Source organism: Streptomyces anandii JCM 4720 (genome assembly GCF_014650655.1).
Lineage (GTDB): Bacteria > Actinomycetota > Actinomycetes > Streptomycetales > Streptomycetaceae > Streptomyces > Streptomyces anandii.
Genome location: NZ_BMVJ01000006.1, coordinates 58,772 through 84,576, shown reverse-complemented (window position 1 = coordinate 84,576; position 25,805 = coordinate 58,772). Strand labels below are relative to the sequence as shown.

Here is a 25,805-nt window from a genome sequence, read left to right as displayed (position 1 = left end):
CGCTCCGTCCTCGGCGGCGTCGTTGTCGACGTCCGCCGCCTCCGCCACTCGCCTGCTCGAACCCGCGGAGTGGGCCGCCGCGGGCATCCCTCTGCTGCGCAATCCGCGCGAGGTCGTCAGCGGACTGCACGCCAGGCACCACCCCGGCCCGGCCACCGCCGTGGTCGCGGTCCTCGACCCGGACGACCGGCTGCGGGCGAGCGCGTCGTTCGTGCGCCGGCCGGCGCCCGCGGACGGCTGGATGTTCCGCAACGCGCTGCTCGCCCAGTTGCGCCGGGTCATCCCGCACGATCTGCGGCGCCGCACTCCGGTGCGCACCGCCGTACTGCTCTACTGCCGTGAGGGCGACGGGCGTTGGACGGAGGAGGACGGCGCGTGGATGTGGGGTCTGCGCGACGCCTGCACCCTGCACGGGTTGCGCTGCGGGGCGTACATCACCCTGACCCGGGACGGCTGGCAGGTCCTCGGCGAGGGCCGCGGCGGCCGCCGCCCGAACACCGACTCGCCGCCGGAACCGTTCGCGACGGCCGTGGCACCGCCACCGCCGCCCCGCACCGGAGGCGTCGCCTCCGAGGTGCTGAGGCGCGCCGCGGCGCGCTGAGCCCGGCGGTCCGGCCGCGCCGTTCGACCGGCGACGGGCAGTCGGGGAGTCCGCCCCGCGCCGGACGCCTCGCGCCGGACGCCCCGCGCCGGACGCCCCGCGCCGGACGCCTCGCGCCGGACGCCCCGCGCCGGACGCCCCGCGCCGGACTCCGGGCCACCGGCCCTCTGGACTCGTGGACGCCGGCAGGCGTGAACCGCCGGAGGCGTGGCCGCGGGACTCGTCGACTCGTGGAGGGCCCACGGCCCGTGGGAGTTGTCGAGCTACCGGTGCGCTGCCGGTCGGGCCGCAAGAGGCGAGCGCGTCTCCGGCCGGCCCGTCGGCGAGCAGGCGTACGGCCAGGCATACGGCCAGGCATACGGCACGAAGGTGACCCGGTGGCGGTCGGCGCGACGCGTTCGTGCGCGCGCCGAAGCCCCCGCCGCGCCGGTGCGCGGGCGGGGTCCGCCGCCTGGCCCTGCATGACGCCGAACGGTCCGCGGTCCGGGCGGCCCGCACGAACGGACCGGCCCGGTGCGCGGAACCGGTTCAGACGCCGGCGCCGAGCACCGCGTTGATCTCCTGCGGGTCACCGCAGACGATCAGCAGCGCGCCGGCCCGGGAGTGGGCCAGGGGCAGGGCCTGGGCGGCGTCGCCGTCCGAGCCGCCGTTGACGGCGACCACCACGACCGGACGGGACGCGGCCCGGGCGGCCACGGCGGCACCGGTGTAGAAGACGTCGTCGCCCGCGTCGTGCTGGGCCCAGTAGGAGGTCTCGCCGAAGGAGAGTTCGTGCGCGGCCCACGGGTGCGGGTCGCCGGTGGTGATCACCAGCACCTCTCCGGGGGCACGGCCGGACTCCAGGAGCAGGTCGACCGCTTCCTCGGCCGCGTCGAGCGCGCCCTCGGCGGAGGCGGGGATCAACTGGATCTGCGGGCTCGCGGGAGCCGCCGGAGCGGCCGAGGCGGCCGGCTTCGAAGGCCCGGGCTTGGCCGCGGCGCCACCGTCCCTGGGCGTACGTTGCACCGGCGGCGCGGGCCGCAGGGGACCGGGACGTCCGGGGCGCGGCGGAGCCGCGGGGCGGGGGCCGGGTACGGGGCGGGGGGTCGGCGCGGTGCGGCCGGTGGCCGGAGTGACGCGGGGACCCTGGGCACTCTCGTGAATCTGAGGCTCCTCGGGAATGAGAGGCATGGGCTGATATTTATCAAACGTTGGTACGGCCCGCATGGGCGGGTGGTACTTCGGGGCGGCTGGAGCGGTCAGAAATCGAAGCCGAGCTGGCCCTCGATCTCCGGAACGCCCCCGTCCGCCCAGGCACGGACCTTCTTGAGGTGCCGCCACCGGGGCAGCGCATCAAGATACGCCCACGACAGCCGGTGGTACGGGGTGGGCCCCCGCTCCTCCAGCGCGGCCCGGTGCACGGGCGACGGATATCCGGCGTTGGCCGCAAAACCGAAGTCTGCATGGTCGGCACCCAGTTCGGCCATCATTTTGTCGCGGTGGACCTTGGCGATCACCGAGGCAGCCGCGACGGCCACGCACGACTGGTCGCCCTTGATGACCGTACGGACCTGCCAGGGGGTGCCGAGGTAGTCGTGCTTGCCGTCGAGGATGACGGCGTCGGGACGGACGGGCAGCGCCTCCAGGGCCCGAACGGCCGCCAGCCGCAGGGCGGCGGTCATGCCGAGGTCGTCGATCTCCTCCGGGGAGGCGTGCCCGAGGGCGTACGCCGTCACCCAGGTCCGCAGTTCCGCGGCGAGCGTCGTGCGCCGCTTGACGGTGAGGAGCTTGGAGTCGGTGAGGCCCATGGGGGGCCGGCGCAGTCCGGTGACCGCCGCGCAGACGGTGACGGGCCCGGCCCACGCGCCGCGCCCCACCTCGTCGACACCGGCAATGACCTTCGCTCCGGTCGTGGCTCTGAGGGAGCGCTCGACGGTGTGGGTGGGTGGTTCGTACGGCATGGCGCCCTTAGCCTACGCCGCCGGGATCTCGCGGCGACACCCCGGTTTCCCCCTGCGCCGCGTACCACCGGGCACCCCTGCCGTCAGCGGCCGGCGGGGCGCAGCAGCGGGACCATGAGGTGGTCGATCATGTCCTCGAGATCCTGATCGGTCCATTCGCTGGTGCACATCTTGGAGCGGTACATCATCATGGCCGGGATGGCGTCGTAGACATAGCCGTTCGCGGCGTCGGGGCGCACCTCACCCCGCTCTATGCCGCGGGTGATCACGTCGCGAAGCAGCCTGACGGTGGGCTCCACCACGCCCGTGAAGATCACGCCGTGGAAGCGTTCCGCCTGGGTCGGGTCGCATTCGTGAATGACCGCGCGAAGTGCGGTGCCAGGGCGCGAGAACATCGCGTCGCGGGCGCGCCGGCACAGGGCCAGCAGGTCCTCGCGCACTCCGCCGAGGTCCGGCGCCTCCTCCACGCGCGGGAGTCCGGCGCGCAGCGCGTCGGCGACGAGGTCCTCCTTCGAGGGCCAGCGGCGGTAGACGGCGGCCTTGCCGGTCTGGGCGCCGGCGGCCACGCCCTCCATGGTGAGGCCCTTCCAGCCGACGGCGCCGAGTTGGTCGAGCGTGGCGTCCAGGATGGCGCGTTCGAGTACGGCGCCGCGCCGTCGGGGGGTGGCCGTCTGGGCGGGAGCGGCCGCCCAGCGCGAGGTAACCATCTGTTGTCTCCAGGGAGCGGGGAACGGGATGCGGGGTACGGGGTGCGAGGAACGGGGTGCGGGGAGCAGGACATTCCGGTTCCGGTGCCGGGGACGCACCGGGGAGAAGCCTTAAGTGAACGCTTGCGTTCACTAGTGGGGACTCACTACCGTTGACGCGACAGTGAACGCGATCGTTCACTAACGCCGTTGTGGGGGACTCATAGTGACAACCTCTCAGTTGATTCAGGAACAGAAGCCGGGTGCGGCTCGCCGGGAGGGGCATCCCGGCCTCGCGCTCACCGTCATCGCGGCCTGCCAACTCATGGTGGTACTCGACGCGACGATTGTGAACATCGCCCTCCCGCACATTCAAGACGCGCTCAGGTTCAGCACGACCGATCTCACCTGGGTCGTCAGCGCCTACACGCTCACCTTCGGCGGTCTGCTGCTCCTCGGGGCCCGGGCCGGTGACATCCTCGGCCGCCGCCGGGTCTTCATGACCGGCATCCTGTTGTTCACCTTCGCCTCGCTGCTGGGCGGGCTCGCCCAGGAACCCTGGCAGTTGCTGGCCGCGCGCGCTCTGCAGGGCGTGGGCGGCGCGATCGCGTCGCCGACCTCGCTGGCGCTCATCACGACCACCTTCCCCGAGGGGCCCGAGCGGAACCGGGCCTTCGGCGTCTTCGCGGCGGTGTCCGCGGGTGGCGGCGCGATCGGGCTGCTGGCCGGAGGCATGCTCACCGAGTGGCTCGACTGGCGCTGGGTGCTGTTCGTCAACGTGCCGATCGGTGTGCTGATCGCGGTGCTCACGCCGCTCTACATCGCCGAGTCCCAGCGCCATCCCGGACGTTTCGACATCGCGGGCGCGCTGACCTCGACGGCCGGCATGGCGGCCCTCGTCTACGGGTTCATCCGCGCGTCGGAGGACGGCTGGCGGGACGGACTGACCCTCGGGTCGTTCGCGGCGGCGGTGGTGCTGCTGGTGGCGTTCATGTTCACCGAGCGGCGGGCGCCGGAGCCGATCACGCCGCTGCGGATGTTCGCCGACCGCAACCGGTCGGGGACGTACGTGATCATGCTCAGCCTGGCGGCCGCGATGTTCGGGATGTTCTTCTACATCGTGCTGTTCGTGCAGAACGTGCTGGGGTACAGCCCGATCAGGGCCGGGGTGGCCTTCCTGCCGGTGACCTTCGCCATCGCGGTGGGGGCGGGGCTGTCGCAGCGGTTCCTGCCGGTTCTCGGTCCCAAGCCGTTCATGGTCACCGGGTCCACGCTGGTGGTGGTCGGACTTGTGTGGCAGACGTTCATCAGTCCCGGCAGTTCGTATCTCGGCGGGGTGCTCGGGCCGATGCTGGTGTTCGGCTTCGGGATGGGGCTGAACTTCGTGACCGCGACCGTCACGGCGGTGTCGGGGGTCGCGCCGCACGAGGCCGGTGCGGCGTCGGGTCTGCTCAACGCGACGCAGCAGGTGGGAGGTTCGCTGGGGCTGTCCATCCTTACGACGGTGTTCGGTACGGCGGCTGCGGACGAGGCGAAGAAGCAGGTGCCGAAGTTCCTCGCGCAGGGGTCGGCGGAGCAGAAGGCCGAGTTCGCGCGGACGCGGGAGTTGCCGGCGCCGTGGAGCCATGAGGTGCTGGCGCACGGGATCTCCACGGCGTTCGTGCCGGCCGCGGCGATGGCCGTGCTCGCGCTGGCCACTGCGTGGCTGGTGATCAGGGTACGTAGGAGTGACCTCGACGCTCTGTCCGGGGCGGGAGCGGCGGAGGGCGGGGTGGGCTGAGGCGCGGGCGTCATTCCCCTACGGCGCCTCGCCCACCCACCCGCCCGACTCGCTGCGACGAAGACCCGCCCCCTGGGGCTCCCCCCAGACCCCGGCGGGGACTTCGTCCCCTGCTTCCCTGCCGGGGGAGTCAACGTGAGGCTGTCCGCTCGGTTGTGTGGAGGATCCAGGTCGGGAGGGGTTCCGTTTGGTTGGTCCAGGTCGGGGGCGGGGGGGTTGTGGACAGGATGCCGCCGACCATGGCGCAGGTGGTGTCGATGTCGCCGCCCGCCTGGGCGGTGGTCCAGAAGGCGGCCTGGTAATCGCCCAGGCGGCGGGCGGCCGACCACAGGGCGAAGGGCACCGTGTCGTGGGCCGTCGTGCGGCGGCCGCAGCCGAGGACGGCGGCCACGGTGGACGCGTTGTCGTAGTCCAGCATGTCCCGGGCGCGCCGGAGCCCGGCACCGACCGCGCTGCGGGACGGGACGAGGGCGATCACGCCGTCGAGGAGGGCCCCGGCGTCCGGCGGGCCGCCCGCGGCGGCGAGTGCGGCGGCGGCCGCGACGGCCATGGCGCCCACGACCGCCTCGCGGTGCTGGTGGGTGGGGTAGGCGGAGATCTCGGCCTGGTGGACGGCCTGCTCGGGGTCGTCCGCGTACCACGCGCCGAGCGGCGCGACCCGGGTCGCGGCGCCGCTCCCCCACGAACCGTGTCCCTTGAACAGCGCGGGCGCCAGCGTGCGCCAGTCGCCGCCCGCGCGGATCTGCTCCAGCAGCCGGGCCGTTCCCGCGCCGTAGCCCCGGTCGGTGCCGTGGTGGACGGCGAAGGAGCGGGCCAGGGCGTCCTGGTCGACGCGGTGATGGGCGGCGAGGACGGCGAGGACCGAGCAGGCCATCTCCGTGTCGTCCGTCCACCGCCAGGGGCCGGCGGGCAGCTCGCGGCGCCTGAGCAGCGGATAGTTCACCGGCACCGAGAACCGCGAGCCCAGCGCGTCCCCCACCGCGAGTCCGCGCAGGCTCGCCAGCGCGCGCTCCAGGCGGGCGCCGGGCGAGGGGTCAGGGGTCATCTCTCAGCCACTCCATCCGGTGATCCCGTACGGTTCCGGTTCCCGCCATCGCTCGAACGGCCGGTCCAGCGTGTACTTGCCGTCGCCCCCGAGAACGAGCATCCGCACCTCGGCGTTCCCCGGGTTCGACAGCGACTCGAATTCCGCGACGCTCCAATGGAACCAGCGCATGCAGAACAGCCGCATCGCCAGTCCGTGCGTCACCAGCAGCACGTTCGGCGGATGGTCGGGGGCCTCGAAGCTGCGGAAGAGGCTCTCCAGGAAGTTGCCGACGCGGTCGTAGACGTCGGCGCCGGACTCCCCCTGGGCGAAGCGGTAGAAGAAGTGCCCGTAGGCATCGCGGTACGCCTTCTGCAGGCGTACGTCGTCTCGGTCCTGCCAGTTGCCCCAGTCCTGCTCGCGCAGCCGGGGCTCCTCGCGGATCCGTATGAGATCGGGGTCGAGGTGGAAGGCCCTGAGGGTCTCGTGGGTACGCCGGTAGGGGGAGACGTACACGCTCACGCGCTCGTGGCCGAACAGGTCGCGCAGCTCCTTGCCGGTCTCCTCGGCCTGCTGCCGGCCGCGCTCGGTGAGCGGGAGGGCGTGGTCGGGTTCGCGCTCGTACACGGAGTCGTCGATGTTGCCCGTCGACTCGCCGTGCCGGACAAGGACGATGCGCCGTGGTCGTGCCATGCCAAAACACTAGATCGGGTGACGGCCGATCGAGGACTCGAGAGGGCCCCGTACGGTGTACGTCACACACTTCGTGGTACGTGTGCCACGTTCTGTGCGCGGCCGCGGTGCGGTCGGTGACGGGTCAGACCGTCCAGGTGGGCTCCAGTTCCACGATGTCGCCCGTGAGGGCCACGACGTCGGCCTCCGTCTGGGCGCGCAGGGCGAGCCGCTCCACCCGCTCGGTGCGGTACTTGCCGTGTTCGGCGGAGGACTGCCACATCGACAGCACCAGGAACTCGCTGCCCGGCGCCTCGCCGAACAGCCCGCGGATCATGCCGGGCGAGCCGGCCATCGCCGGGTTCCAGACCTTCTCCTGCATGAGCGTGAAGTGCTCGGCGCGCTCCTCGTGGACGCGGCACAGGGCCACGCGCAGCAGGTCGGCGTCCGAGAAGCGGGGTTCGAAGCCCGTCTTGACGTCGAAACGGTGGTCGAAGAGCCGGGACTGGGCGTCCTTGAAGGTGCCGGCCTGGGCCGCCGCCAGGCGGTCGTGGGAGCGGGCCATGAAGGAGTCGTAGAAGGCGCGGCTCTCCCAGAAGGCGAAGACGTGCGCCACTCCCGGCCGTGCCCGGCTCCAGCCACCCCCCTGCCCCCGAAACCCCGGCTCCCCCAGAAGCCCCGCCCACTTTCGCTGCCCCCGCTCGAAGCCCCGGCGGTCCACCACGGTGCAGCGAATCCACTTGACCAGCACCGCGCCATCGTAAGGCCCAGGAGCGTGGCGCCGGTCACTCTCGCGGGGACAGCGCCCGCGCAAGCGCCCCCGCTCACGTGGCACGATGGACAACGAGCGCCCGCGATCCGGAAGTTGGGGCAGGAGGGCGCACGGGGACCGGGAAGGGGGAGTCCGTTGAGCGGGCTCAGCAAGGGGATCCGCAAGGTCGAGGTCGCGCTGAAGTGGGATCCGAGTCCGGCGGGGCAGCCGCCCACCGACCTGGACATCGTGGCCGCCACCTACGGGACGGACGATCCCTACGGCGCGCCGGCCTACGTCGTGCATTTCGACAGCCGTTCTCCCGACGGCACGATCTATCTCAACCGGGACAGCCGGGACGGCCGGGGCTTCGGCTGGGACGAGGTCATGACGCTGGAACTGGAGCGGCTCTCCGAGCGGTACGCGCGCGTGGTCGTCGGTGTCGTCATCCAGCAGGGCTACGGGTCTCGCACGTTCGTCAACGTGCTCGGCCCGGGTCTGCGCATCCGGGAGGGCTACACCGTGCTGGCGGAGGACGACTTCGGAGGCGTGCTCGGGGCGACGGCGGCCACCGTGGCGGAATTCGCGCGCGACGAGGCCGGGAGCTGGGTCTTCCGCCCCGGCATGCACGGCTTCGAGGACGACCCGGCCACCTTCACCCGCACCATGGGACGCGCCCACCAGTCGTAGCGGACCCAGGTAGCCGATCGACAGCAGACAGGCGACGGACAGGGACAGGTAGACAGACAGAGACAGGTAAGGGGCGCCGGCCAGTGCCGGCGCCCCTTACCGTTCATCGCTTACCCGTCAGCTGCAGCCGCTCGTCGAGCCGCAGCCCTCGCAGATGTAGCACGAGCCGGCGCGCTGCATCTTCGTGCCGCAGGAGAAGCACAGCGGGGCGTCGGCCTGGATGCCCAGCTGCATCTCCACCAGCTCGGCGCTCGTGTGGGCCTGCTTCGGGGCGGGCGTGGCCGCCTCGGCCTCGGCCCGCGGCGTGGCGACGGCCTTCAGGTCGATCTGCCGGGGCGCCGACTGGGCCAGGCCCTCGACGTCGACGTCCTCGTCGTCGATCGGCTCGTAGGAGCCGGTCTCCAGGTGGCGCTGGCGCTCCTCGGCGGAGTGGATGCCGAGCGCGGAGCGCGTCTCGAAGGGCAGGAAGTCCAACGCCAGGCGGCGGAAGATGTAGTCGACGATCGACTGCGCCATCCGCACGTCCGGGTCGTCGGTCATGCCGGCCGGCTCGAAGCGCATGTTGGTGAACTTCGAGACGTACGTCTCCAGCGGCACGCCGTACTGCAGGCCCACCGAGACCGCGATGGAGAAGGCGTCCATCATGCCCGCGAGGGTGGAGCCCTGCTTGGACATCTTCAGGAAGACCTCGCCGAGACCGTCGTCCGGGTAGGAGTTGGCGGTCATGTAGCCCTCGGCGCCGCCGACGGTGAAGGAGGTGGTGATGCCGGGGCGGCCCTTGGGCAGGCGCTTGCGGACCGGACGGTACTCGACGACCTTCTCGACCTTGGACTCGACGGTGGCGGGCTCCTCGGCCTTCTCCTCCGCGGAGTCCTTCTTCTTCGCCGACAGCGGCTGGCCGACCTTGCAGTTGTCGCGGTAGATGGCGAGCGCCTTGACGCCCAGCTTCCACGCCTCGAAGTAGATCTCCTCGACCTCCTCGACGGTCGCCGACTCCGGCATGTTGACCGTCTTGGAGATGGCGCCGGAGATCCACGGCTGGATCGCGGCCATCATGCGGACGTGGCCCATCGGGGAGATGGCCCGCTCGCCCATCGCGCAGTCGAACACCTCGTAGTGCTCGTGCTTGAGGCCGGGGGCGTCGATCACGTTGCCGTGCTCGGCGATGTGGGCGACGATCGCCTCGATCTGCTCCTCCTGGTAGCCCAGGCGGCGCAGGGCCTGCGGGACGGTGCCGTTGACGATCTGCATCGAGCCGCCGCCGACCAGCTTCTTGAACTTGACCAGCGCGAGGTCGGGCTCGACACCGGTGGTGTCGCAGGACATCGCCAGGCCGATGGTGCCGGTCGGGGCGAGGACGGAGGCCTGGGAGTTACGGAAACCGTTCTTCTCGCCGAGGCGGAGCACGTCCTGCCAGGCCTCGGTGGCCGCGGCCCACACCGGGGTGTCCAGGTCGTCCATGCGCACGGCCGTGGCGTTGGCGTCGGAGTGCTGCTTCATGACGCGCAGGTGCGGCTGGGCGTTGCGGGCGTAGCCGTCGTACGGGCCGACGACCGCGGCCAGTTCGGCGGAGCGCTTGTAGGCGGTGCCGGTCATCAGCGAGGTGATGGCGCCGGCGAGCGCGCGGCCGCCGTCGGAGTCGTAGGCGTGGCCGGTGGCCATCAGCAGGGCGCCGAGGTTGGCGTAGCCGATGCCGAGCTGGCGGAAGGCGCGGGTGTTCTCGCCGATCTTCTGGGTCGGGAAGTCCGCGAAGCAGATGGAGATGTCCATCGCGGTGATGACGAGCTCGACGACCTTGGCGAAGCGCTCGACGTCGAAGGACTGCTTGCCCTTGCCGTCGTCCTTGAGGAACTTCATCAGGTTCAGCGAGGCGAGGTTGCAGGACGTGTTGTCCAGGTGCATGTACTCGCTGCAGGGGTTCGAGCCGTTGATGCGGCCGGACTCCGGGCAGGTGTGCCAGTGGTTGATCGTGTCGTCGTACTGGATGCCCGGGTCGGCGCAGGCCCAGGCGGCCTCGGCCATCTTGCGGAAGAGGGACTTGGCGTCGACCTCCTCGATGACCTCGCCCGTCATACGGGCGCGCAGGCCGAACTTGCCGCCCTGCTCGACCGCCTTCATGAACTGGTCGTTCACGCGGACGGAGTTGTTGGCGTTCTGGTACTGGACGGACGTGATGTCGTCGCCGCCCAGGTCCATGTCGAAGCCCGCGTCGCGCAGCGCGCGGATCTTCTCCTCCTCCTTGACCTTGGTCTGGATGAAGTCCTCCACGTCGGGGTGGTCGACGTCGAGGATGACCATCTTGGCGGCGCGGCGGGTGGCACCGCCGGACTTGATGGTGCCGGCGGAGGCGTCGGCGCCGCGCATGAAGGAGACCGGACCGGAGGCGTTGCCGCCGGAGGAGAGCAGCTCCTTGGAGGAGCGGATCCGGGAGAGGTTCAGGCCGGCTCCGGAGCCGCCCTTGAAGATCATGCCCTCTTCCTTGTACCAGTCGAGGATCGACTCCATGGAGTCGTCGACGGACAGGATGAAGCAGGCGGAGACCTGCTGGGGCTGGGGCGTGCCGACGTTGAACCAGACGGGGCTGTTGAAGCTGAAGATCTGGTGCAGGAGGGCGTAGGCCAGCTCGTGCTCGAAGATCTCGGCGTCGGCGGGCGAGGCGAAGTACTTGTTGTCCTCGCCGGCCTTCCGGTACGTCTTCACGATGCGGTCGATCAGCTGCTTGAGGCCGGTCTCGCGCTGCGGGGTGCCGACGGCACCGCGGAAGTACTTGCTGGTGACGATGTTGACCGCGTTCACCGACCAGAAGTCGGGGAACTCGACGCCACGCTGCTCGAAGTTGACCGAGCCGTCGCGCCAGTTGGTCATGACGACGTCACGGCGCTCCCAGCTCACCTCGTCGTACGGGTGCACGCCGGGGGTGGTGTGGATGCGCTCGATGTGCAGTCCCTTGTTCCCCGCCTTGCCGCCCTTGGCGCGGGAACCTCGTGCCGGACCGCTCGCCGTCTCTGTCATGCCGCCTCCCTGTACGGGCGAAAACGCCCTGAAGTGCCCCGATGTTCCGGTGGCACGGTGTTGTGTCTCGTGGTGCGGGCACCCCTGTCGCTGTCGCCCGCAACCGTCTTCTCCGCCGCCGCTGAGCCGGGCCCGGACTCGCCGTCCGGGCCGGCCCGCCGATCAGTCGGCGGCGCCTGCGGGCTCGGGGACCTCAGCAACCGTCCCCGGGCGTCCGCGGCCGTCCTGGCCGTGGCCGTTCTCCCGGCTCTCGGCGGCGCCTTCGCCACCGCCTCCGCCGTCGTCGCCCCCGTGCCGCGCGGGGGGACGCGCACCTTCCCTGAGTTCCGCGATGGCCGCCTCGAAGTCCTCGAGCGAGTCGAACGCCCGGTAGACGGACGCGAAACGCAGGTAGGCGACGAGGTCCAGTTCCTGCAAGGGACCGAGTATGGCGAGCCCGACGTCGTGGGCGGCCACCTCGGCGCTTCCACTGCCGCGCACCGCCTCCTCGACCCGCTGGCCGAGCAGGGCGAGTGCGTCCTCGGTGACAGGCCGTCCCTGGCATGCCTTGCGCACGCCGTTGATGACCTTGGTACGACTGAAGGGTTCAGTGACTCCGGACCGCTTGACCACCATGAGCGAGCACGTCTCCACGGTCGTGAACCGACGGGAGCAGTCAGGGCACTGGCGGCGCCTGCGGATCGACGTGCCGTCGTCGGTCGTGCGACTGTCGACGACACGGCTGTCGGGGTGCCTGCAGAAGGGGCAGTGCATGGACTCCAACCCTCCTCACAGCAGACTCAATAGCCTCGCCGGGCCTCAGGAGCCCCGCGAAGCAGCCCCAAGCATAGGCGATGATCTGCCGGCCGAAGACCCGGGGGACCACAACTTGTGGGCTGCTGTAGCCATCCAACCACTAGATGTGGGGATTGGCTTGTAACAAACGGGGACCCGCGCGTGTCGCGCGTGAGCCGCCGGGAGGCGTCCGGGGTTCGTCTGCCCGCGTCACCACGGGAAACACGCCGACGCGCACCCGTACCGCGGGAACGCTTGCGGAGATACGGTGGGCGCCGCACGGAGGACGCGTGGGACTCCCGGGCAGATGGGAACCGGCGCTCGGTCGACGGGACGCCGGATGGCAGACTGGGACGGCAGCCCACGAGGCGGCCGGCGCAGCGGTGAAGAGTACGACAACGAGGCTCTTCGCCCGCCAGGCGCCGCGTCGGCCATACACCCGGACACATGATCAAGTAAGGCAATTCGCGGTTTTTCACTCGAACGTGTGTTTGGCGCAACCTTTCGAAAGCAACTACCGTTGTGCCGGAGGGAGACCATCGAGAGGGGCCGACGACGTGACCACCACCGCAGACAGTGCCACCATCACTGCCCAGGACCGCTCCCAGGGCCGACTCGAGCCGGTGCATGCGATGAACGAAGCCGCGAATCCCGAGGGACACAAGCGATCCCTGCCGGGCCGACCTCCAGGCATCCGGGCGGACAGCTCGGGCCTCACCGACCGGCAGCGCCGGGTGATCGAGGTGATCAGGGACTCCGTCCAGCGGCGCGGTTACCCGCCGTCGATGCGGGAGATCGGCCAGGCCGTCGGCCTCTCGAGCACCTCCTCGGTCGCACACCAGCTGATGGCACTCGAGCGCAAGGGCTTCCTTCGCCGCGACCCGCACCGCCCGCGTGCCTACGAGGTCCGCGGCTCCGACCAGGCCACCACGCTCCAGCCCACCGACACCGTGGGCAAGCCGGCCGCCTCCTACGTCCCGCTCGTCGGCCGGATCGCCGCCGGTGGCCCGATCCTCGCCGAGGAGTCGGTCGAGGACGTCTTCCCTCTTCCCCGGCAGTTGGTGGGTGACGGCGAGCTGTTCGTGCTGAAGGTCGTCGGCGACTCGATGATCGAGGCCGCCATCTGTGACGGCGACTGGGTCACGGTCCGGCGCCAGCAGGTCGCGGAGAACGGCGACATCGTGGCCGCGATGATCGAGGGCGAGGCCACCGTCAAGCGCTTCAAGCGGGAGGACGGCCATGTGTGGCTCCTCCCGCACAACGCGGCGTACGAGCCGATCCCCGGTGACGACGCGACGATCCTCGGCAAGGTGGTGGCGGTGCTGCGGCGCGTCTGAGGACCGCCGCGGGCGGGCTCGCCGACCCGCCTCCTGATCGGGCCCCGGAACCCCTGCGCCGGTTCCGGGGCCCTGCGCTGCGCGGACGCCACGGCGCGCCCGGGCCGCGGCCGGCGCGGGGTGAGGCTCGACGCGGGTGCCGCTCAGCGCGGGATGCGGCTTGACGCGGGGCGCCAGTCGACGCGGGGTGGCTTGGCGCGGGGCGCGGTTCCTACCGGACGGCTTGGCGGCGCGAGGCACGGGTCGGCGCGGCCCAGTGCGGGCGCGGCCCAGCACCTCGCCGTTCCTCGGTCGACGCGCCGGCGTGGCCACCCGCTCTGCCCGGGGGCCAGTGCCCGGCGGCGGTGTTCACTTCACCGGGCGTCCCGTCGGGAGCCAGGGCGGGGCCCCGTCGGGAGCCAGGGCGGCGTCCCGGGGCGGGGGCGTCACCCAGGGAGTCGGCTGCGTGGGCGAGGGACCGTAGGCTCGGTCCGCCCACTGCCCGACGGCCGCGTCACCCGTGCCTGCCATGCCCCCGGGGCGGCCGCTCGCCGCTCGGGCCGTCCGTGCCTCGGGCGGCTTCCGTGGACCGGCGGCTGCGCACGGCCCGTGCGTGGCCCTCGTCCGGGGTGTGGACCGGTTCCGGTCGGCCCTGGGCGGCCATGCCCGGACGGCGTCCGGTCGGCCCGTGAACCGGAGGTTACGCCGACCGCTCGGCCTCCGTCTCTTTTGCTGCTGCGTCGATCGCCGACAGAGATCTGCGGACCTGGTTGCGGTCCGTTGTGTACCAGAAGTCGGGGAGTGAGGCCTTCAGGTAGCTGCCGTAGCGGGCCGTGGCGAGGCGCTGGTCCAGTACGGCGACCACGCCGCGGTCCCCCGAGGCGCGTACCAGACGGCCGGCGCCCTGGGCCATGAGGAGCGCGGCGTGCGTGGCCGCCACGGCCATGAAGCCGTTGCCGCCCGCGTCCTCCACCGCCTTCTGGCGGGCGCTCATCAGCGGGTCGTCGGGCCGGGGGAAAGGGATCTTGTCCATGACTACCAGCTGGCAGCTCGGACCGGGCACGTCGACGCCCTGCCAGAGGGAGAGCGTGCCGAAGAGGCACGTCCTCGGGTCCGCCGCGAAATTCTTGATCAGCTCGCCCAGGGTCTCCTCGCCCTGGAGCAGGATCGGGAACTCGGGGATCCGGGTGCGCAGCTCCTCGGCGGCGAGCTGGGCGGCCCGCATGGAGGAGAAGAGGCCGAGGGTCCGCCCGCCGGCCGCCTGGATCAGCTCCGTCAGCTCGTCGAGCATGTCGCCCCGGTCGCCGTCCCGCGCGGGACGCGCCAGGTGCTTGGCGACGTACAGGATGCCCTGCTTGCGGTAGTCGAAGGGGGAGCCGACGTCCACGCCCTTCCACTGGGGCACGTCCTCGCCCTCCGTGCCCTCCGGGGCGAGCCCCAGTGAGGCCCCGACCCCGTTGAAGTCGCCGCCGAGCTTCAGGGTCGCGGAGGTCAGCACGACGGAGCGGTCGGCGAACAGCTTCTCCCTCAGCAGGCCGGACACCGACATGGGGGCCACACGCAGGGAGGCGCCGAAGCGGTCGTGCCGCTCGTACCAGACGACGTCCCATTCGGAGCCGTTGGTGATGCGCTCGGCGACGTCGTGCACGTTCTCCACGGAGGCCAGTGCCTGTTTGCGGACCGCGTCCTCGTCCTGGACGGACTTGTCGCGGGTCGAGCCGAGCGCCGAGATGACGTTGCGCGAGGCGTCCCGCAGCGCCAGCAGCGCGTACCCGAGATCCTCCGGGATCTCCTCCAGCCGTCCGGGCAGGGCCAGCTCCATCAGCCGCTCGAAGCCCTCGGCGGCGGTCTGGAGCTGGTCGGCGGCCTTCTCGTTGACCAGCTTCGCCGCCCGCCGCACCGCGCGGTTGACCTGGCCGGGGGTGAGCTCCCCGGTGGCGACACCGGTGACCCGGGAGACCAGCTCGTGCGCCTCGTCGACGATCAGCACCTCGTGCTGCGGCAGGACCGGGGCGCCCTCGATGGCGTCGATCGCCAGCAGCGCGTGGTTGGTGACGACGACCTCGGCGAGTTTCGCGCGCTCACGGGCCATCTCGGCGAAGCACTCCGCGCCGTACGCGCACTTCGTGGCGCCCAGGCACTCCCGGGAGGACACCGACACCTGGGCCCAGGCTCGGTCGGAGACGCCGGGCGTGAGGTCGTCGCGGTCGCCTGACTCGGTCTCGTCCGACCAGTCGCGCAGCCGCAGCAGGTCCTGGCCCAGCTTGCTGGTGGGCGCGGCCGCCTCGAACTGGTCGAACAGGCCCTCCTCCTCGTCCTGCGGCACGCCCTCGTGCAGCCGGTGCAGGCACAGGTAGTTCGACCGGCCCTTGAGCATCGCGAACTCCGGGCGGCGGCGCAGCAGGGGGTGCAGGGCGTCGACCGTGCGCGGCAGGTCGCGCTCGACGAGCTGGCGCTGCAGGGCGAGGGTGGCCGTCGCCACGACGACACGCTCCCCGTGGGCCAGCGCGGGCACGAGATAGCCGAGGGACTTTCCGGTGCCCGTGCCGGCCTGGACCAGCAGGTGCGAGCCGTCGTCGATGGCGTCCGCGACGGCTTGGGCCATGGTCACCTGGCCGGGGCGCTCCGTGCCGCCGACTGCGGCGACGGCGGCATGCAGGAGTTCGGGGAGTGAGGGCTTCGTCATAGCGCGACCACCCTACGGCTCGGCACTGACAAACGGGCGATCACGGTGGAGACGGCGGCCCCGGCCCGGCCACCCGCCGTCACAGCAGATGGCGCAGGGACCGGTCGCGGATCATCAGGGCGGCCCGCTTGCCGGGCAGCTCGATCTCCGCCGAGAAACGGAACCCCGCCGTCAGGAAGGCGGCCACGGAGGGCGCGTTGCGCAGGTCGGGCTCCGCGACCACGCGGGCGCAGGCGGGGCGCCGGTCGAGGACCAGGTCGGCCACGGCCCTGAGCAGGGTGCTGCCGAGCCCCCGCCCGCGGTCGGCGACGCTGCCGATCAGCAAGTGGACGCCGGTGTCGTGCGGCCGGGCCGGATAGCGGCGGGCCAGCGGATCGAGGTCGGCCCGGTAGATCTCCCAGTAGCTCATCGGGGTGCCGTCGAGCAGGCCGATGCAGGGCACGCTGCGCCCGTCGCCGTCGAGCTGTGCGCGCAGATGGGTCTCCGTGACGCTCTGCGGCCCGGCCAGCTGCCAGAACTCCGCCACGGCCGGATCGTTCATCCAGCGGCTGACGACCGGCAGGTCCCGCTCGATGCGGACCGGGAGCAGCCGGAAGGCCCCGACGGGCGTGACCGTGGGACCCCAGTCGCCGATGCCGTCGAGCAGATCGTCCGCGCGCGAGGCGTCGGTTCCGGGCGGCTGCGCGAAGGCCGCGACGAAGTCCTCGGGGAGACGGAGGTCGAGGGTGTCCTCGCTGTCCGCCGCGGTCGCCTCCGCGGTGTCCTCCACTGGTCCCGCGGGGGCGGGGTCCAGCACCGGCCCCGCAGGCACAGGCCCCGCAGGCGGAGGCCCCGCGGACACCGGACCAACGGGCACCGAACCCGGGGACGCCGGATCGGCGGCCGGGGCGGCGGTCCCGGTCGTCAGGGCTGGAGCGGCGGTTTCGGTCGTCAGGGCCGGGGCGGCGGTCGCCGGGGCGTGGCCGGTGGCGGCACCGGCGTCGGTGGGAGGCATGGCGCGCTCCTCTCGTGGGCTGGTCAGGAGTGCAGGGGGTTGGCCAGGGCGACGTAGACGGACTGGGTGTCGACCGGGCCGACCAGTTCGTCCAGGCCGTGCAGCCGGGTCAGCAGGTTGGCCTTGCAGCGCAGGACGGGGGTGTCGAGCAGGCGGGCGGGCAGGGTGGAGCGCGTGCGGGCGGGCCCGGAGGCGGCGGCCTCGAGGAAGCGGCGCAACGCGGCCAGCAGCAGCCGTTCGTCGGCCAGTCGCTGGGAGCCGATGGCGCCGATGAGGCCGAACACGTTGTTCACGGCGAGGTAGTAGGCGAAGCGCTCGTCCGTGACCTCGTCGGAGACGAAGGTGTCGCTGTGTTCGCCGATGCCGGGCAGCCGGGTGTCGAGTTCGTCCCGCCGCGAGTCCCGGAAGTAGTAGCCCTGGTTGTCGCGGTAGCGACCGCCCGCGGGCCAGCCGTCGGCGTCCAGCAGGACGAGGGTGTTCTGCTGGTGGGCCTCCAGGGCGATACCCGCCTCGCCGTCCAGCCACAGCACGGGGCGGATCACCTGTTCGAGGTAGCGCAGGAACCACTCCGCGGTGACGGCCCCGCGCGGGCGGCCCGTCCGGGCGGCGAGGCGGGTGACCACGTCGGCCAGCCGGGACCGCGTCGCCGGAGCGGCGAGCGCGCGGGGCCAGGGCCGGGGCGCGACGAGCCCCGCTACGCAGGAGACGTCGTCGGAAGGGTCGAACGGGTTGTGCCGGATCACCACGTCCAGCCCGGTCACGGGGCCGCCCGCGGGATCGTCCACGGCGAGCCAGGCCGGGTCGCGCACGATGTCGAAGTCCGGGTGTGCGGCCCGCCACTCCCCGGCGAGCCCCGACCGCAGCAGCCGGTGCACCTCGACGCCCCGGTGCAGTTCCTTGCGCAGGTTCTCCCGGCGCGAGTTGGTGATGCGCAGGCCCAGTGACAGTTTCAGCATGGCGGCCGCGCCGGAGCGGTGGACGGTCCGTACGGAGGAGGTCGGGTGCCAGTGCGGTCCGTGGGCGCCCAGGTCGCGGAGCAGTCCCGCCTCGAACAGCGCGGCCGGGCCGGGGCGGTGCCGTACGTCGCGCATCTGCCACGGGTGCAGGGGCAGGGCGGCGCAGCCCTCGGGCAGTGCGAGCCCCGGTCCGGCGAGGCGGGCCGTGAGCCGGTCGGCGGGGACGGGCCGGCCGCGCTCGGTCCAGGCCGAGTCGGCGGCGAGCAAGGACGCGTCGACCGCCACCCAGTGCAGCGGGAACGAGCCGCGCAGCTCGGGTGAGCAGGCGCGTGTCTCGGCCTCGGTCATGCCTTCACGACTCTTGGGGGCCGGGTGCAGAGGGTGCCCGAGCACCAGGGCCTGTTCCGCGGAGAGGAAGAGGTCGGGGCCGTCGACGGGACCGGCGCGGCGTTCGGCGAGGAAGAGGGCGGTGCGGCGTACGGAGTCGGCGACCCGGGCCACGAGGTCGGCGGTGTCCGTCCCGTCCGCGGCGGGGTCCGGCGTGGTGGCCTCACGGGCGAGCAGGGCGGCGAGGGTGACGGCGTCCAGCGGCGGGACACAGTCCGGCACTCTGCCCGGCACGTCGTCCGGCACCCCGTCCGGCACCGCGTCCGAAGCGCTGTCCGAGGCGGCCCCCGAGGTGGTCACCAGGCCGGGTCGGCCGAAGCGGTGCCAGCCGGTCGGTGACCAGTGCAGGACGGGGACGAGCAGCGCGGCGCCCGTGGCCGGGAGGGGGACGCGGAGGGTGTCGCCCCCGGGCGGCCGCGTACCGGTCTCGCGCACCCAGCAGCGCAGGAGGTTGTCCACGGCCGCGGACTGGGCGGCGGTGTGCGGGTCGGGGTGGTCGAGGGGGTCGGACCATTGACCGCCCTGCCGGTCGCTCTGCTGGTGGGGAACCGTCCCGGGGGTGTCGTGGGTGCGGGGGCGGCCGGGTGGTGCGGGGCTCGCGTTCAAGGGGTCCTCATATGGTCGTGCGGGTGGTGTCTCGCGTGGGGCGCGGCGCGCTACCCGGGGTGGTTGCGGGCCGCCGCGTCGATCGCGTCGGCCAGCCGGTCGAGCACCGCCGTCGCCTGCTCGTCGCTGATCGTCAGCGGGGGCAGCAGCCGTACGACGCTCGCGTAACGCCCGCCGAGCTCGACGATCAGCCCCCTGTCCAGGCACTCCCGCTGCACGGCGGCGGCAAGGAGGGGCGCCGCCGGGCGAGGACGCCCCCGCCCCCGCCCCCGGTCGCACTCCACCTCACGTCCCTCGCCCTGCTCCCCCGCATCGCGCTCCCCGTCCACCAGCTCCACCCCGATCATCAGCCCGCGCCCGCGCACCTCGCCGACGCAGGGGTAGGACCCCTGCAGCGCGCGGAGTTGGGAGAGCATCCGGGCTCCCAGGGAGGCGGCGCGCTCGGCGAGGCCGTTCTCCCGGACGTGGGCCAGCGTGGCGGTGCCGGCGGCCATCGCGAGCTGGTTGCCCCGGAACGTTCCGGCATGGGCGCCGGGCTCCCAGACGTCGAGGTCCTCGTGGTAGACCACCACGGCCAGGGGCAGACTGCCGCCGATGGCCTTGGACAGCACCATCACATCGGGTGTGACCCCGCTGTGTTCCACGGCCCAGAACGCGCCCGTGCGTCCCACGCCGGTCTGGATCTCGTCGGCGATCAGGGGGACGGAGCGGTCGGCGGTGATCCGCCGCACCCGCCGCATCCACGCGTCCGGGGCGGGAATCACCCCGCCCTCGCCCTGCACGGGTTCGAGGATCAGCCCGGCGGGCAGCGGGACCCCGGACTTGGGGTCGTCGAGGACGGACTCGGTCCAGCGGGCGGCGAGTTCGGCGCCGTGGGCGCCACCCACGCCGAAGGGACAGCGGTAGTCCTGCGGATAGGGCAGGCGGGCGACCCGTACGTCGGCCGCGTGCCCCGAGGCGGCCAGTGCACCCGCGGTCATCCCGTGGTAGGCGCCGGCGAAGGCGACGATGCCGCCGCGTCCGGTGGCGGCCCGGACGAGGGTGAACGCGGCTTCCACCGCGTCCGTGCCGGCCGGTCCGCAGAACTGCACGCGCGCGTGGCCGGCGAGTCCGGGCGGCAGGGTGCGGAACAGCTCGGTGACGAAGGCGTCCTTGACGGGTGTGGCGAGGTCGAGGGCGTGCAGCGGCGCGCCGGAGTCGAGCACCTTGCGGATGGCCTCCAGCACCACGGGGTGGTTGTGCCCGAGGGCCAGGGTGCCGGCGCCCGAGAGGCAGTCCAGGTAACGGCGGCCGTCCGCGCCCTCGATGGTGAGCCCGCGCGCCCGCACGGGAACGATGGGCAGGGCGCGCGCATAGGTGCGCGCCGCCGACTCGCGCGCCGACTGGCGCCGCAGGATGCCCTCGTGCGCGGCGCGCGCCCCCGCCGCCGCATCCCTCCGCGGGCCGGCCCCTGGCGCAGACTCCGTCACGGTCACGGCTCCTCGTCCTCCCACACTCCCAGGGCGTCGTCAGCTCACGGGCCGTCACCCGGACCTCCTGACGAGCCCAGGGGTCCGGACGCGGACAGCGGACTCCCCACCGCTACAACCGCCGTCCGCGCGCACGGTTACGGGTTGTCCCTTAGATCTCTGCCGTCCAAGATCCTTGCCGTGACGGAACCGTTGCCGTTCCGTCGGCGGTCCCCCACAGCGAGCGCATAGTGTGTGGTGCCGTTCCACACGTCGTGAGCAGCGCCCGAACTCGGCCGGGACGCACACGAGATCACGTCGGTACCGAGCAAGTCCGTTCACAGCAGGGGGAGTCACCACCATGCGACCCATACGCCCGTCCTTCACCGCTCGCCGAGGAGGAGGCGCACGCCGCACGGCCTCCCCCGTACCGGCCGCCGTCGCGCTGGTCTCGGTGCTGGCGCTCACCGTCACGGGCTGCAACTCGGACGACGGCAAGGCGGACGGCGCGGCCTCCGCCGCCGCGAGCGCCACCGGCTCGGGCGGCAGCGGCGACGGCAAGATCCAGATCCCGGACGACATCAGGCAGAAGCTCAAGGAGCACGGGATCGACATCGACAAGTGGAAGGGCGGCGCCTGGAAGAACTGGAGCCGGGACGACTGGCTGCGCGAGGCGAACGACTTCATCAACCCGATCATCAAGGGCCTGTGGAACCCGGACCGGATGCGCCGGGCCAAGGACCCCGCCAAGCAGGTCGACCCGGGTGACCTCTCCGGTGACCAGGGCGTCACCGACCCGACACCGGCCCCGGTCCGGGCGCAGGCGGTGGCGCCGACGTACCACGCCAACGCGGCGACGGCGGGCAAGGTGTTCTTCGACTCCCCCGAGGGGACCATGGTCTGCTCGGCGACGGTCGTGGACGACCCGGCCAACCCGGGCAAGTCCAACCTCGTGTGGACGGCGGGCCACTGCGTGCACGCGGGCAAGAAGGGCGGCTGGTACCGCAACATCGCGTTCGTGCCGTCGTACAACAACGACGGCCGTGGCGCCGACGAGCTGCGCAGCGCCCCGCGGCGGACGATCGCTCCCTACGGCGTGTGGTGGGCCGACTGGGCGCAGACCTCGCAGCAGTGGATCTCGCAGGGCGGCTCGACCGGCGGCCAGGGCGCCAGTTACGACTTCGCGGTCATCCATGTGACGCCGGAGCAGGGCAGCGGCGGCAAGTCGCTCCAGGAGACCGTGGGCGCCGCGCTGCCCGTGAACTTCGACGCGCCGGCCGTGCCGAAGGTGCAGAGCCTCACCGCGACCGGCTACCCGGCGGCGGCGCCGTACGACGGCCAGCGGCTGTACCGGTGCCAGGACAAGCCCGGGCGGCTGTCGCTGAGCGCCACCGACCCGACGATGTACCGCATCGGCTGCACCATGACCGGCGGTTCCTCGGGCGGCGGCTGGGTGGAGACCGGCGCGGACGGCAAGCCGGCCCTGGTCTCCAACACCTCGATCGGCCCGGTGACCTCCGGCTGGCTGGCGGGGCCGCGACTGGGCCCGGTCGCGAAGGGCGTCTATGACGCGGCCAGCAAGAAGTTCGCGGGGCGGTGAGCTGAGCGCCCGGTGACGACCCGAAGGGCCGCCCCGCTCGCAGCGGGGCGGCCCTTCCAGGTGCGATGCCGGGGCCCGGCGGCCGGTCAGAGAGCGGCGGCCGGTGTGTACGGCGCCAGGTCCGCGGCCAGTTCCTCGTGCACCCGGGCCTTGAGCAGGGTGCCCTCCGCGGTGTGCTCCTCGGAGATCACCTCGCCCTCGGTGTGGGCGCGGGCGACGAGCTTGCCGTGGGTGTACGGCACGAGCGCCTCGATCTCCACGGAGGGCCGCGGCAGCTCGTTGTCGATCAGCGCGAGCAGTTCGGCGATGCCCCGGCCCGTACGGGCGGAGACGGCGATGGAGTGCTTCTCCACCCGCAGCAGCCGCTGGAGCACCAGCGGGTCGGCCGCGTCCGCCTTGTTGATCACGACGATCTCGGGCACGTCGGTGGCGCCGACGTCCCTGATCACCTCGCGCACGGCCGCCAGCTGCTCCTCCGGGTCCGGGTGCGAGCCGTCCACCACATGCAGGATCAGGTCGGAATCGCCGACCTCCTCCATGGTGGAGCGGAACGCCTCGACCAGGTGGTGCGGCAGGTGCCGCACGAAGCCGACGGTGTCCGCGAGCGTGTAGAGCCGCCCGCTCGGGGTCTCGGCCCGGCGCACGGTGGGGTCCAGGGTCGCGAACAGTGCGTTCTCGACCAGGACGCCCGCGCCGGTGAGGCGGTTGAGCAGGGAGGACTTGCCCGCGTTGGTGTAGCCGGCGATGGCCACCGAGGGCACCTTGTTGCGGCGGCGCTCCTGGCGCTTGATCTCGCGGCCGGTCTTCATGTCCGCGATCTCCCGGCGCATCTTCGCCATCTTCTCGCGGATGCGGCGCCGGTCCGTCTCGATCTTGGTCTCACCGGGACCGCGCGTCGCGAGGCCGCCACTGCCGCCGCCCATCTGCCGGGACAGCGACTGACCCCAGCCTCGCAGCCTCGGCAGCATGTACTGCATCTGCGCGAGCGCGACCTGCGCCTTGCCCTCACGGGACTTGGCGTGCTGGGCGAAGATGTCCAGGATCAGGGCCGTGCGGTCGATGACCTTGACCTTGACGATGTCCTCGAGGTGGATCAGCTGGCCGGGGCTGAGCTCACCGTCGCAGATGACGGTGTCCGCGCCGGAGTCCAGGACGATGTCCCGCAGCTCGTCCGCCTTGCCGGAGCCGATGTAGGTGGCCGCGTCGGGCTTGTCGCGGCGCTGGATCACGCCGTCGAGCACGACCGCGCCCGCGGTCTCCGCGAGGGCGGCGAGTTCGGCCAGGGAGTTCTCCGCGTCCCGCGCGGTGCCCGTGGTCCAGACGCCGACGAGCACGACGCGCTCCAGGCGCAGCTGCCGGTACTCGACCTCGGTGACGTCCTCGAGCTCGGTGGACAGGCCCGCGACACGGCGCAGGGCCGCGCGGTCGGAGCGGTCGAACTGGTCGCCGTCCCGCTCTGTGTCGATCTCGTGGCTCCAGGCGACGTCCTCTTCCATCAGGGCATCGGCCCGAAGTCCTTCGGGGTGGGTCTGCGCGAGGCGCTTGGTGGCCTGGGAAGAGGAAGAAGAGGAGGTCATTGGGTCCTTACGTCGTCGGGTTCCTTCACCGTGTCCAACGCGCGGGTACCCCGGGAGATTCCCGTGACCCGCCTCGCGCCGGCCCGACGATGGTCGCACGGGCCGGCCCGCCGCGTCACCGTGTTATTTCTTGACCGTCCCGGCCGTCGGGGCCGGCGTGGGCTTCCAGTCCGGGTGCCCCGGCATGGGCGGGGTCTTCTCGCCGTAGAGCCAGGCCTTGAAGAAGCCGCTCAGGTCGCGTCCGGCGGTGTGCGAGGCCAGCTGCTCGAAGTCGGCGGTGGTGGCCGTGCCGTCGCGGTGGGTGCGCACCCAGGCGCGCTCCAGCCGCTCGAAGGCGGGCCTGCCGATCTCCTGGCGCAGGGCGTAGAGGACGAGTGCGGCGCCGTCGTAGACGTTGGCGCGGAAGATGCCGATCTTCTGGCCGGACTTGGGGGGCTTGGGCAGCGCGGGCGGGCCGCCCGAGGCGCGCCAGCGGTCCGAGGCGCCGTAGGCGGCCTTCATGCGGGCCTCCGTGGGCTGGCCCGCCTTCTCCTCGGCGTACAGGGCCTCGTACCAGGTGGCGTGTCCTTCGTTGAGCCACAGGTCGGACCACGCGCGCGGGCTGACGCTGTCGCCGAACCACTGGTGGGACAGCTCGTGCACCATGAGCGACTCGACGTACCACTTCGGGTATGCGGGATCGGTGAAGAGGTCCTTCTCGAAGAGGGAGAGGGTCTGTGTCTCGAGTTCGAAGCCGGTGGCGGCGGAGGCCATGAGGACGCCGTAGGTCTCGAAGGGGTAGGGCCCGACCTTGCTCTCCATCCAGGCGATCTGGTCCGGCGTCTTCGCGAGCCAGGGTTCGAGCTTGTCGCGGTCCTGGACGGGGACGACGTCGCGCACGGGCAGGCCGTGCGGTCCGTCGCGGTGGACCACGGCGGAGCGGCCGATGGAGACCTGCGCCAGCTCGGTGGCCATGGGGTGGCGGGTGCGGTACGTCCAGGTGGTGCCGCGGGCGTCGCGACGGGCGCCGGCGGGCAGACCGTTGGCCACGGCCGTGTACCCGTGGGGCGCGGTGACGCGGATGGTGAACATGGCCTTGTCGGACGGGTGGTCGTTGCAGGGGAAGACCAGGTGGGCGACGTCGGCCTGGTTGGCCATGGCGAGCCCGTCGGCGGTGCGCACCCAGCCGCCGTCGCGGCCCTTGGCGGGCACGGGGTCGCTGGTGTGGTGGACGGTGATCCGCATCGGGCTGTGCCCGGGCAGGGGCGTGGCGGGGGTGATCACCAGGTCCTCGCCGGCCTCGGCGAAGGCGGCGGGCAGTCCGTCGACCTCCACGGACTCGACCGTGCCGTGCGCGAAGTCGAGGTTCACCCGGTCCAGGTCCCGGGTGGTGCGGGCGTCGATGGTGGTGACGGCCTGCAGCGGTTTGCCGTTGTCTCCGGAGTAGGTGAAGTCCAGGTGGTACGACGACACGTCATAGCCCGGGTTGCCGAGGTACGGGAAGAGGCGGTCGCCGATGCCCAGCGGGGCCGGCGGAGCACTCGCGGCGACGAGGCAGACGGCCACGGCGGAGCCGAGGAGCGCGGCCCTGATGCGGCGCGGAACGCGGGGGCGGGGGGTGAGCGGCATGCACCACCGCTATCAGCGCCCGGGTGCGGGGCGGCGGCGGCGCGCGCCCGGCCCACCCGAACGGGGCCCGTGGATGCACGCCGACGGTGCCGCGCCGGGGCGTGCGGCGCGCACGGCGCCTGCGACGCGTAAGGCGTGCACAGGGCATGTGGCGGGAGCCCGCGCGTGGGCTCTGCGCGCCGGTCGGGTCAGGCGCCCGGCGGCTGGGTGCGGCTCACGTCGTACACGCCGGGGACGTTGCGCATCGCGCGCATGAGGGCGGGCAGTCCCGCCGCGTCGGGGAGCTGGAGGGTGTAGGTGTGGCGGACGCGCTGCTGGGTCGGCGGGGCCACGGTGGCCGAGACGATCTCCACGCCTTCGAGGGCGATGGCCTCGGTGAGGTCGGCCAGCAGATGGGGGCGGCCGAACGATTCGGCGAGCAGCGTGACCCGGCACTCGGTGGTGTCGCCCCAGCGCACGTCGACCTCCGCGCGCCCCGCGTCGTTCATCCGGGCGACCGCGGCGCACTCGACCCGGTGCACGGTCACCATGCCGCCGCGTACGGCGAAGCCGGTGATCTCGTCCGGCGGTACGGGCGTGCAGCAGCCGGCGAGGCGGGCGCCCGCGGTGGGCCTGTCGACGACCACGACGCTCGCTCTGCCGGGCCGCGCGGGCCGGGGGTCCGCCGCGGTGTCGGGTCCCGGGGCCGCGGCGCGCT

At 72.4% G+C, this 25,805-nt stretch carries 20 protein-coding genes; 5 read left to right on the top strand and 15 right to left on the bottom strand.

Annotated features, from left to right (window positions below; all coding sequences use genetic code 11):
- Positions 1 to 601: hypothetical protein (locus IE249_RS13160; protein ID WP_189704999.1), on the top strand; the 601-nt coding region annotated here is incomplete at its 5' end.
- A 528-nt stretch (positions 602 to 1,129) separates the two neighbouring features.
- Here the strand turns inward: IE249_RS13160 and IE249_RS13155 are convergent.
- The 3 genes from IE249_RS13155 to IE249_RS13145 all read right to left on the bottom strand — a co-directional run bounded on the left by IE249_RS13155 (position 1,130) and on the right by IE249_RS13145 (position 3,248).
- Entirely contained in the window at positions 1,130 to 1,771 is a 642-nt protein-coding gene (locus IE249_RS13155) for a hypothetical protein (RefSeq protein WP_189704998.1), read from the bottom strand.
- Between the two features lie 68 nt (positions 1,772 to 1,839).
- Positions 1,840 to 2,541 carry a ribonuclease HII gene (gene rnhB / locus IE249_RS13150; RefSeq protein WP_189704997.1) on the bottom strand — a complete coding sequence of 234 codons (702 nt, stop codon included), beginning with the start codon at positions 2,539 to 2,541 and terminating at the stop codon, positions 1,840 to 1,842.
- An 83-nt stretch (positions 2,542 to 2,624) separates the two neighbouring features.
- On the bottom strand, positions 2,625 to 3,248 hold the full coding sequence (locus tag IE249_RS13145) for a TetR/AcrR family transcriptional regulator (RefSeq protein ID WP_189704996.1): 624 nt from the start codon (positions 3,246 to 3,248) through the stop codon (positions 2,625 to 2,627).
- Positions 3,249 to 3,453: 205 nt separating this feature from the next.
- Between IE249_RS13145 and IE249_RS13140 the strand changes: the two genes are divergently transcribed.
- The gene (locus tag IE249_RS13140) at positions 3,454 to 5,007 is read left to right on the top strand and encodes an MFS transporter (RefSeq protein ID WP_189704995.1); all 1,554 of its coding nucleotides are present in this window, start codon (positions 3,454 to 3,456) and stop codon (positions 5,005 to 5,007) included.
- A 130-nt stretch (positions 5,008 to 5,137) separates the two neighbouring features.
- On the opposite strand, the gene IE249_RS13135 is transcribed toward IE249_RS13140, so the two are convergent.
- The 3 genes from IE249_RS13135 to IE249_RS13125 form a co-directional block, all read right to left on the bottom strand.
- On the bottom strand, positions 5,138 to 6,052 hold the full coding sequence (locus IE249_RS13135; protein ID WP_189704994.1) for an ADP-ribosylglycohydrolase family protein: 915 nt from the start codon (positions 6,050 to 6,052) through the stop codon (positions 5,138 to 5,140).
- Between the two features lie 3 nt (positions 6,053 to 6,055).
- On the bottom strand, positions 6,056 to 6,724 hold the full coding sequence (locus IE249_RS13130) for a histidine phosphatase family protein (protein ID WP_189704993.1): 669 nt from the start codon (positions 6,722 to 6,724) through the stop codon (positions 6,056 to 6,058).
- 124 nt (positions 6,725 to 6,848) lie between these two features.
- The gene (locus IE249_RS13125) at positions 6,849 to 7,454 is read right to left on the bottom strand and encodes a YdbC family protein (protein WP_189704992.1); all 606 of its coding nucleotides are present in this window, start codon (positions 7,452 to 7,454) and stop codon (positions 6,849 to 6,851) included.
- Between the two features lie 156 nt (positions 7,455 to 7,610).
- Between IE249_RS13125 and IE249_RS13120 the strand changes: the two genes are divergently transcribed.
- Positions 7,611 to 8,144, top strand: coding sequence for a TerD family protein (locus IE249_RS13120; RefSeq protein ID WP_189704991.1), 534 nt, complete (start codon positions 7,611 to 7,613; stop codon positions 8,142 to 8,144).
- A 117-nt stretch (positions 8,145 to 8,261) separates the two neighbouring features.
- Here IE249_RS13120 and IE249_RS13115 read toward each other — a convergent pair whose 3' ends face one another.
- The gene (locus tag IE249_RS13115) at positions 8,262 to 11,156 is read right to left on the bottom strand and encodes a vitamin B12-dependent ribonucleotide reductase (RefSeq protein ID WP_189704990.1); all 2,895 of its coding nucleotides are present in this window, start codon (positions 11,154 to 11,156) and stop codon (positions 8,262 to 8,264) included.
- Positions 11,157 to 11,318: 162 nt separating this feature from the next.
- Complete coding sequence (gene nrdR, locus IE249_RS13110) at positions 11,319 to 11,909, bottom strand: transcriptional regulator NrdR (RefSeq protein ID WP_189704989.1); 591 nt, start codon at positions 11,907 to 11,909, stop codon at positions 11,319 to 11,321.
- Positions 11,910 to 12,487: 578 nt separating this feature from the next.
- Between nrdR and lexA the strand changes: the two genes are divergently transcribed.
- Entirely contained in the window at positions 12,488 to 13,267 is a 780-nt protein-coding gene (lexA, locus tag IE249_RS13105; RefSeq protein WP_189704988.1) for a transcriptional repressor LexA, read from the top strand.
- Positions 13,268 to 13,946: 679 nt separating this feature from the next.
- On the opposite strand, the gene IE249_RS13100 is transcribed toward lexA, so the two are convergent.
- From IE249_RS13100 to IE249_RS13085, 4 genes are all read right to left on the bottom strand, one after another.
- Positions 13,947 to 15,932 carry an ATP-dependent DNA helicase gene (locus tag IE249_RS13100; protein WP_189704987.1) on the bottom strand — a complete coding sequence of 662 codons (1,986 nt, stop codon included), beginning with the start codon at positions 15,930 to 15,932 and terminating at the stop codon, positions 13,947 to 13,949.
- 79 nt (positions 15,933 to 16,011) lie between these two features.
- The gene (locus IE249_RS13095; protein WP_189705208.1) at positions 16,012 to 16,788 is read right to left on the bottom strand and encodes a GNAT family N-acetyltransferase; all 777 of its coding nucleotides are present in this window, start codon (positions 16,786 to 16,788) and stop codon (positions 16,012 to 16,014) included.
- Between the two features lie 161 nt (positions 16,789 to 16,949).
- A complete protein-coding gene (locus IE249_RS13090) occupies positions 16,950 to 18,875 on the bottom strand; it encodes an IucA/IucC family protein (RefSeq protein ID WP_189704986.1) in 1,926 nt (641 codons plus the stop codon).
- Between the two features lie 50 nt (positions 18,876 to 18,925).
- Positions 18,926 to 20,350, bottom strand: coding sequence for a diaminobutyrate--2-oxoglutarate transaminase family protein (locus IE249_RS13085; protein ID WP_189704985.1), 1,425 nt, complete (start codon positions 20,348 to 20,350; stop codon positions 18,926 to 18,928).
- Between the two features lie 334 nt (positions 20,351 to 20,684).
- Here IE249_RS13085 and IE249_RS13080 point away from each other — a divergent pair, with 334 nt between their 5' ends.
- Positions 20,685 to 21,923, top strand: a complete 1,239-nt coding sequence (locus tag IE249_RS13080) for a trypsin-like serine peptidase (protein WP_189704984.1) — start codon at positions 20,685 to 20,687, stop codon at positions 21,921 to 21,923.
- 86 nt (positions 21,924 to 22,009) lie between these two features.
- On the opposite strand, the gene hflX is transcribed toward IE249_RS13080, so the two are convergent.
- From hflX to IE249_RS37100, 3 genes are all read right to left on the bottom strand, one after another.
- Positions 22,010 to 23,500 carry a GTPase HflX gene (gene hflX, locus IE249_RS13075; protein ID WP_189704983.1) on the bottom strand — a complete coding sequence of 497 codons (1,491 nt, stop codon included), beginning with the start codon at positions 23,498 to 23,500 and terminating at the stop codon, positions 22,010 to 22,012.
- Positions 23,501 to 23,623: 123 nt separating this feature from the next.
- Positions 23,624 to 25,108 carry a M1 family metallopeptidase gene (locus tag IE249_RS13070; protein WP_189704982.1) on the bottom strand — a complete coding sequence of 495 codons (1,485 nt, stop codon included), beginning with the start codon at positions 25,106 to 25,108 and terminating at the stop codon, positions 23,624 to 23,626.
- Positions 25,109 to 25,296: 188 nt separating this feature from the next.
- The coding region (locus IE249_RS37100; RefSeq protein ID WP_308434338.1) for an ACT domain-containing protein at positions 25,297 to 25,805 on the bottom strand (509 nt) is incomplete at its 5' end.

Bases quoted from the DNA above. Each gene is read 5' to 3' on its own strand.
- IE249_RS13100 (WP_189704987.1), bottom strand. From the start codon at position 15,932: ATGACGAAGCCCTCACTCCCCGAACTCCTGCATGCCGCCGTCGCCGCA.
- IE249_RS13155 (WP_189704998.1), bottom strand. From the start codon at position 1,771: ATGCCTCTCATTCCCGAGGAGCCTCAGATTCACGAGAGTGCCCAGGGT.
- IE249_RS13130 (WP_189704993.1), bottom strand. From the start codon at position 6,724: ATGGCACGACCACGGCGCATCGTCCTTGTCCGGCACGGCGAGTCGACG.
- hflX (WP_189704983.1), bottom strand. From the start codon at position 23,500: ATGACCTCCTCTTCTTCCTCTTCCCAGGCCACCAAGCGCCTCGCGCAG.
- nrdR (WP_189704989.1), bottom strand. From the start codon at position 11,909: ATGCACTGCCCCTTCTGCAGGCACCCCGACAGCCGTGTCGTCGACAGT.
- IE249_RS13145 (WP_189704996.1), bottom strand. From the start codon at position 3,248: ATGGTTACCTCGCGCTGGGCGGCCGCTCCCGCCCAGACGGCCACCCCC.
- IE249_RS13115 (WP_189704990.1), bottom strand. From the start codon at position 11,156: ATGACAGAGACGGCGAGCGGTCCGGCACGAGGTTCCCGCGCCAAGGGC.
- IE249_RS13080 (WP_189704984.1), top strand. From the start codon at position 20,685: ATGCGACCCATACGCCCGTCCTTCACCGCTCGCCGAGGAGGAGGCGCA.
- rnhB (WP_189704997.1), bottom strand. From the start codon at position 2,541: ATGCCGTACGAACCACCCACCCACACCGTCGAGCGCTCCCTCAGAGCC.
- IE249_RS13135 (WP_189704994.1), bottom strand. From the start codon at position 6,052: ATGACCCCTGACCCCTCGCCCGGCGCCCGCCTGGAGCGCGCGCTGGCG.
- IE249_RS13070 (WP_189704982.1), bottom strand. From the start codon at position 25,108: ATGCCGCTCACCCCCCGCCCCCGCGTTCCGCGCCGCATCAGGGCCGCG.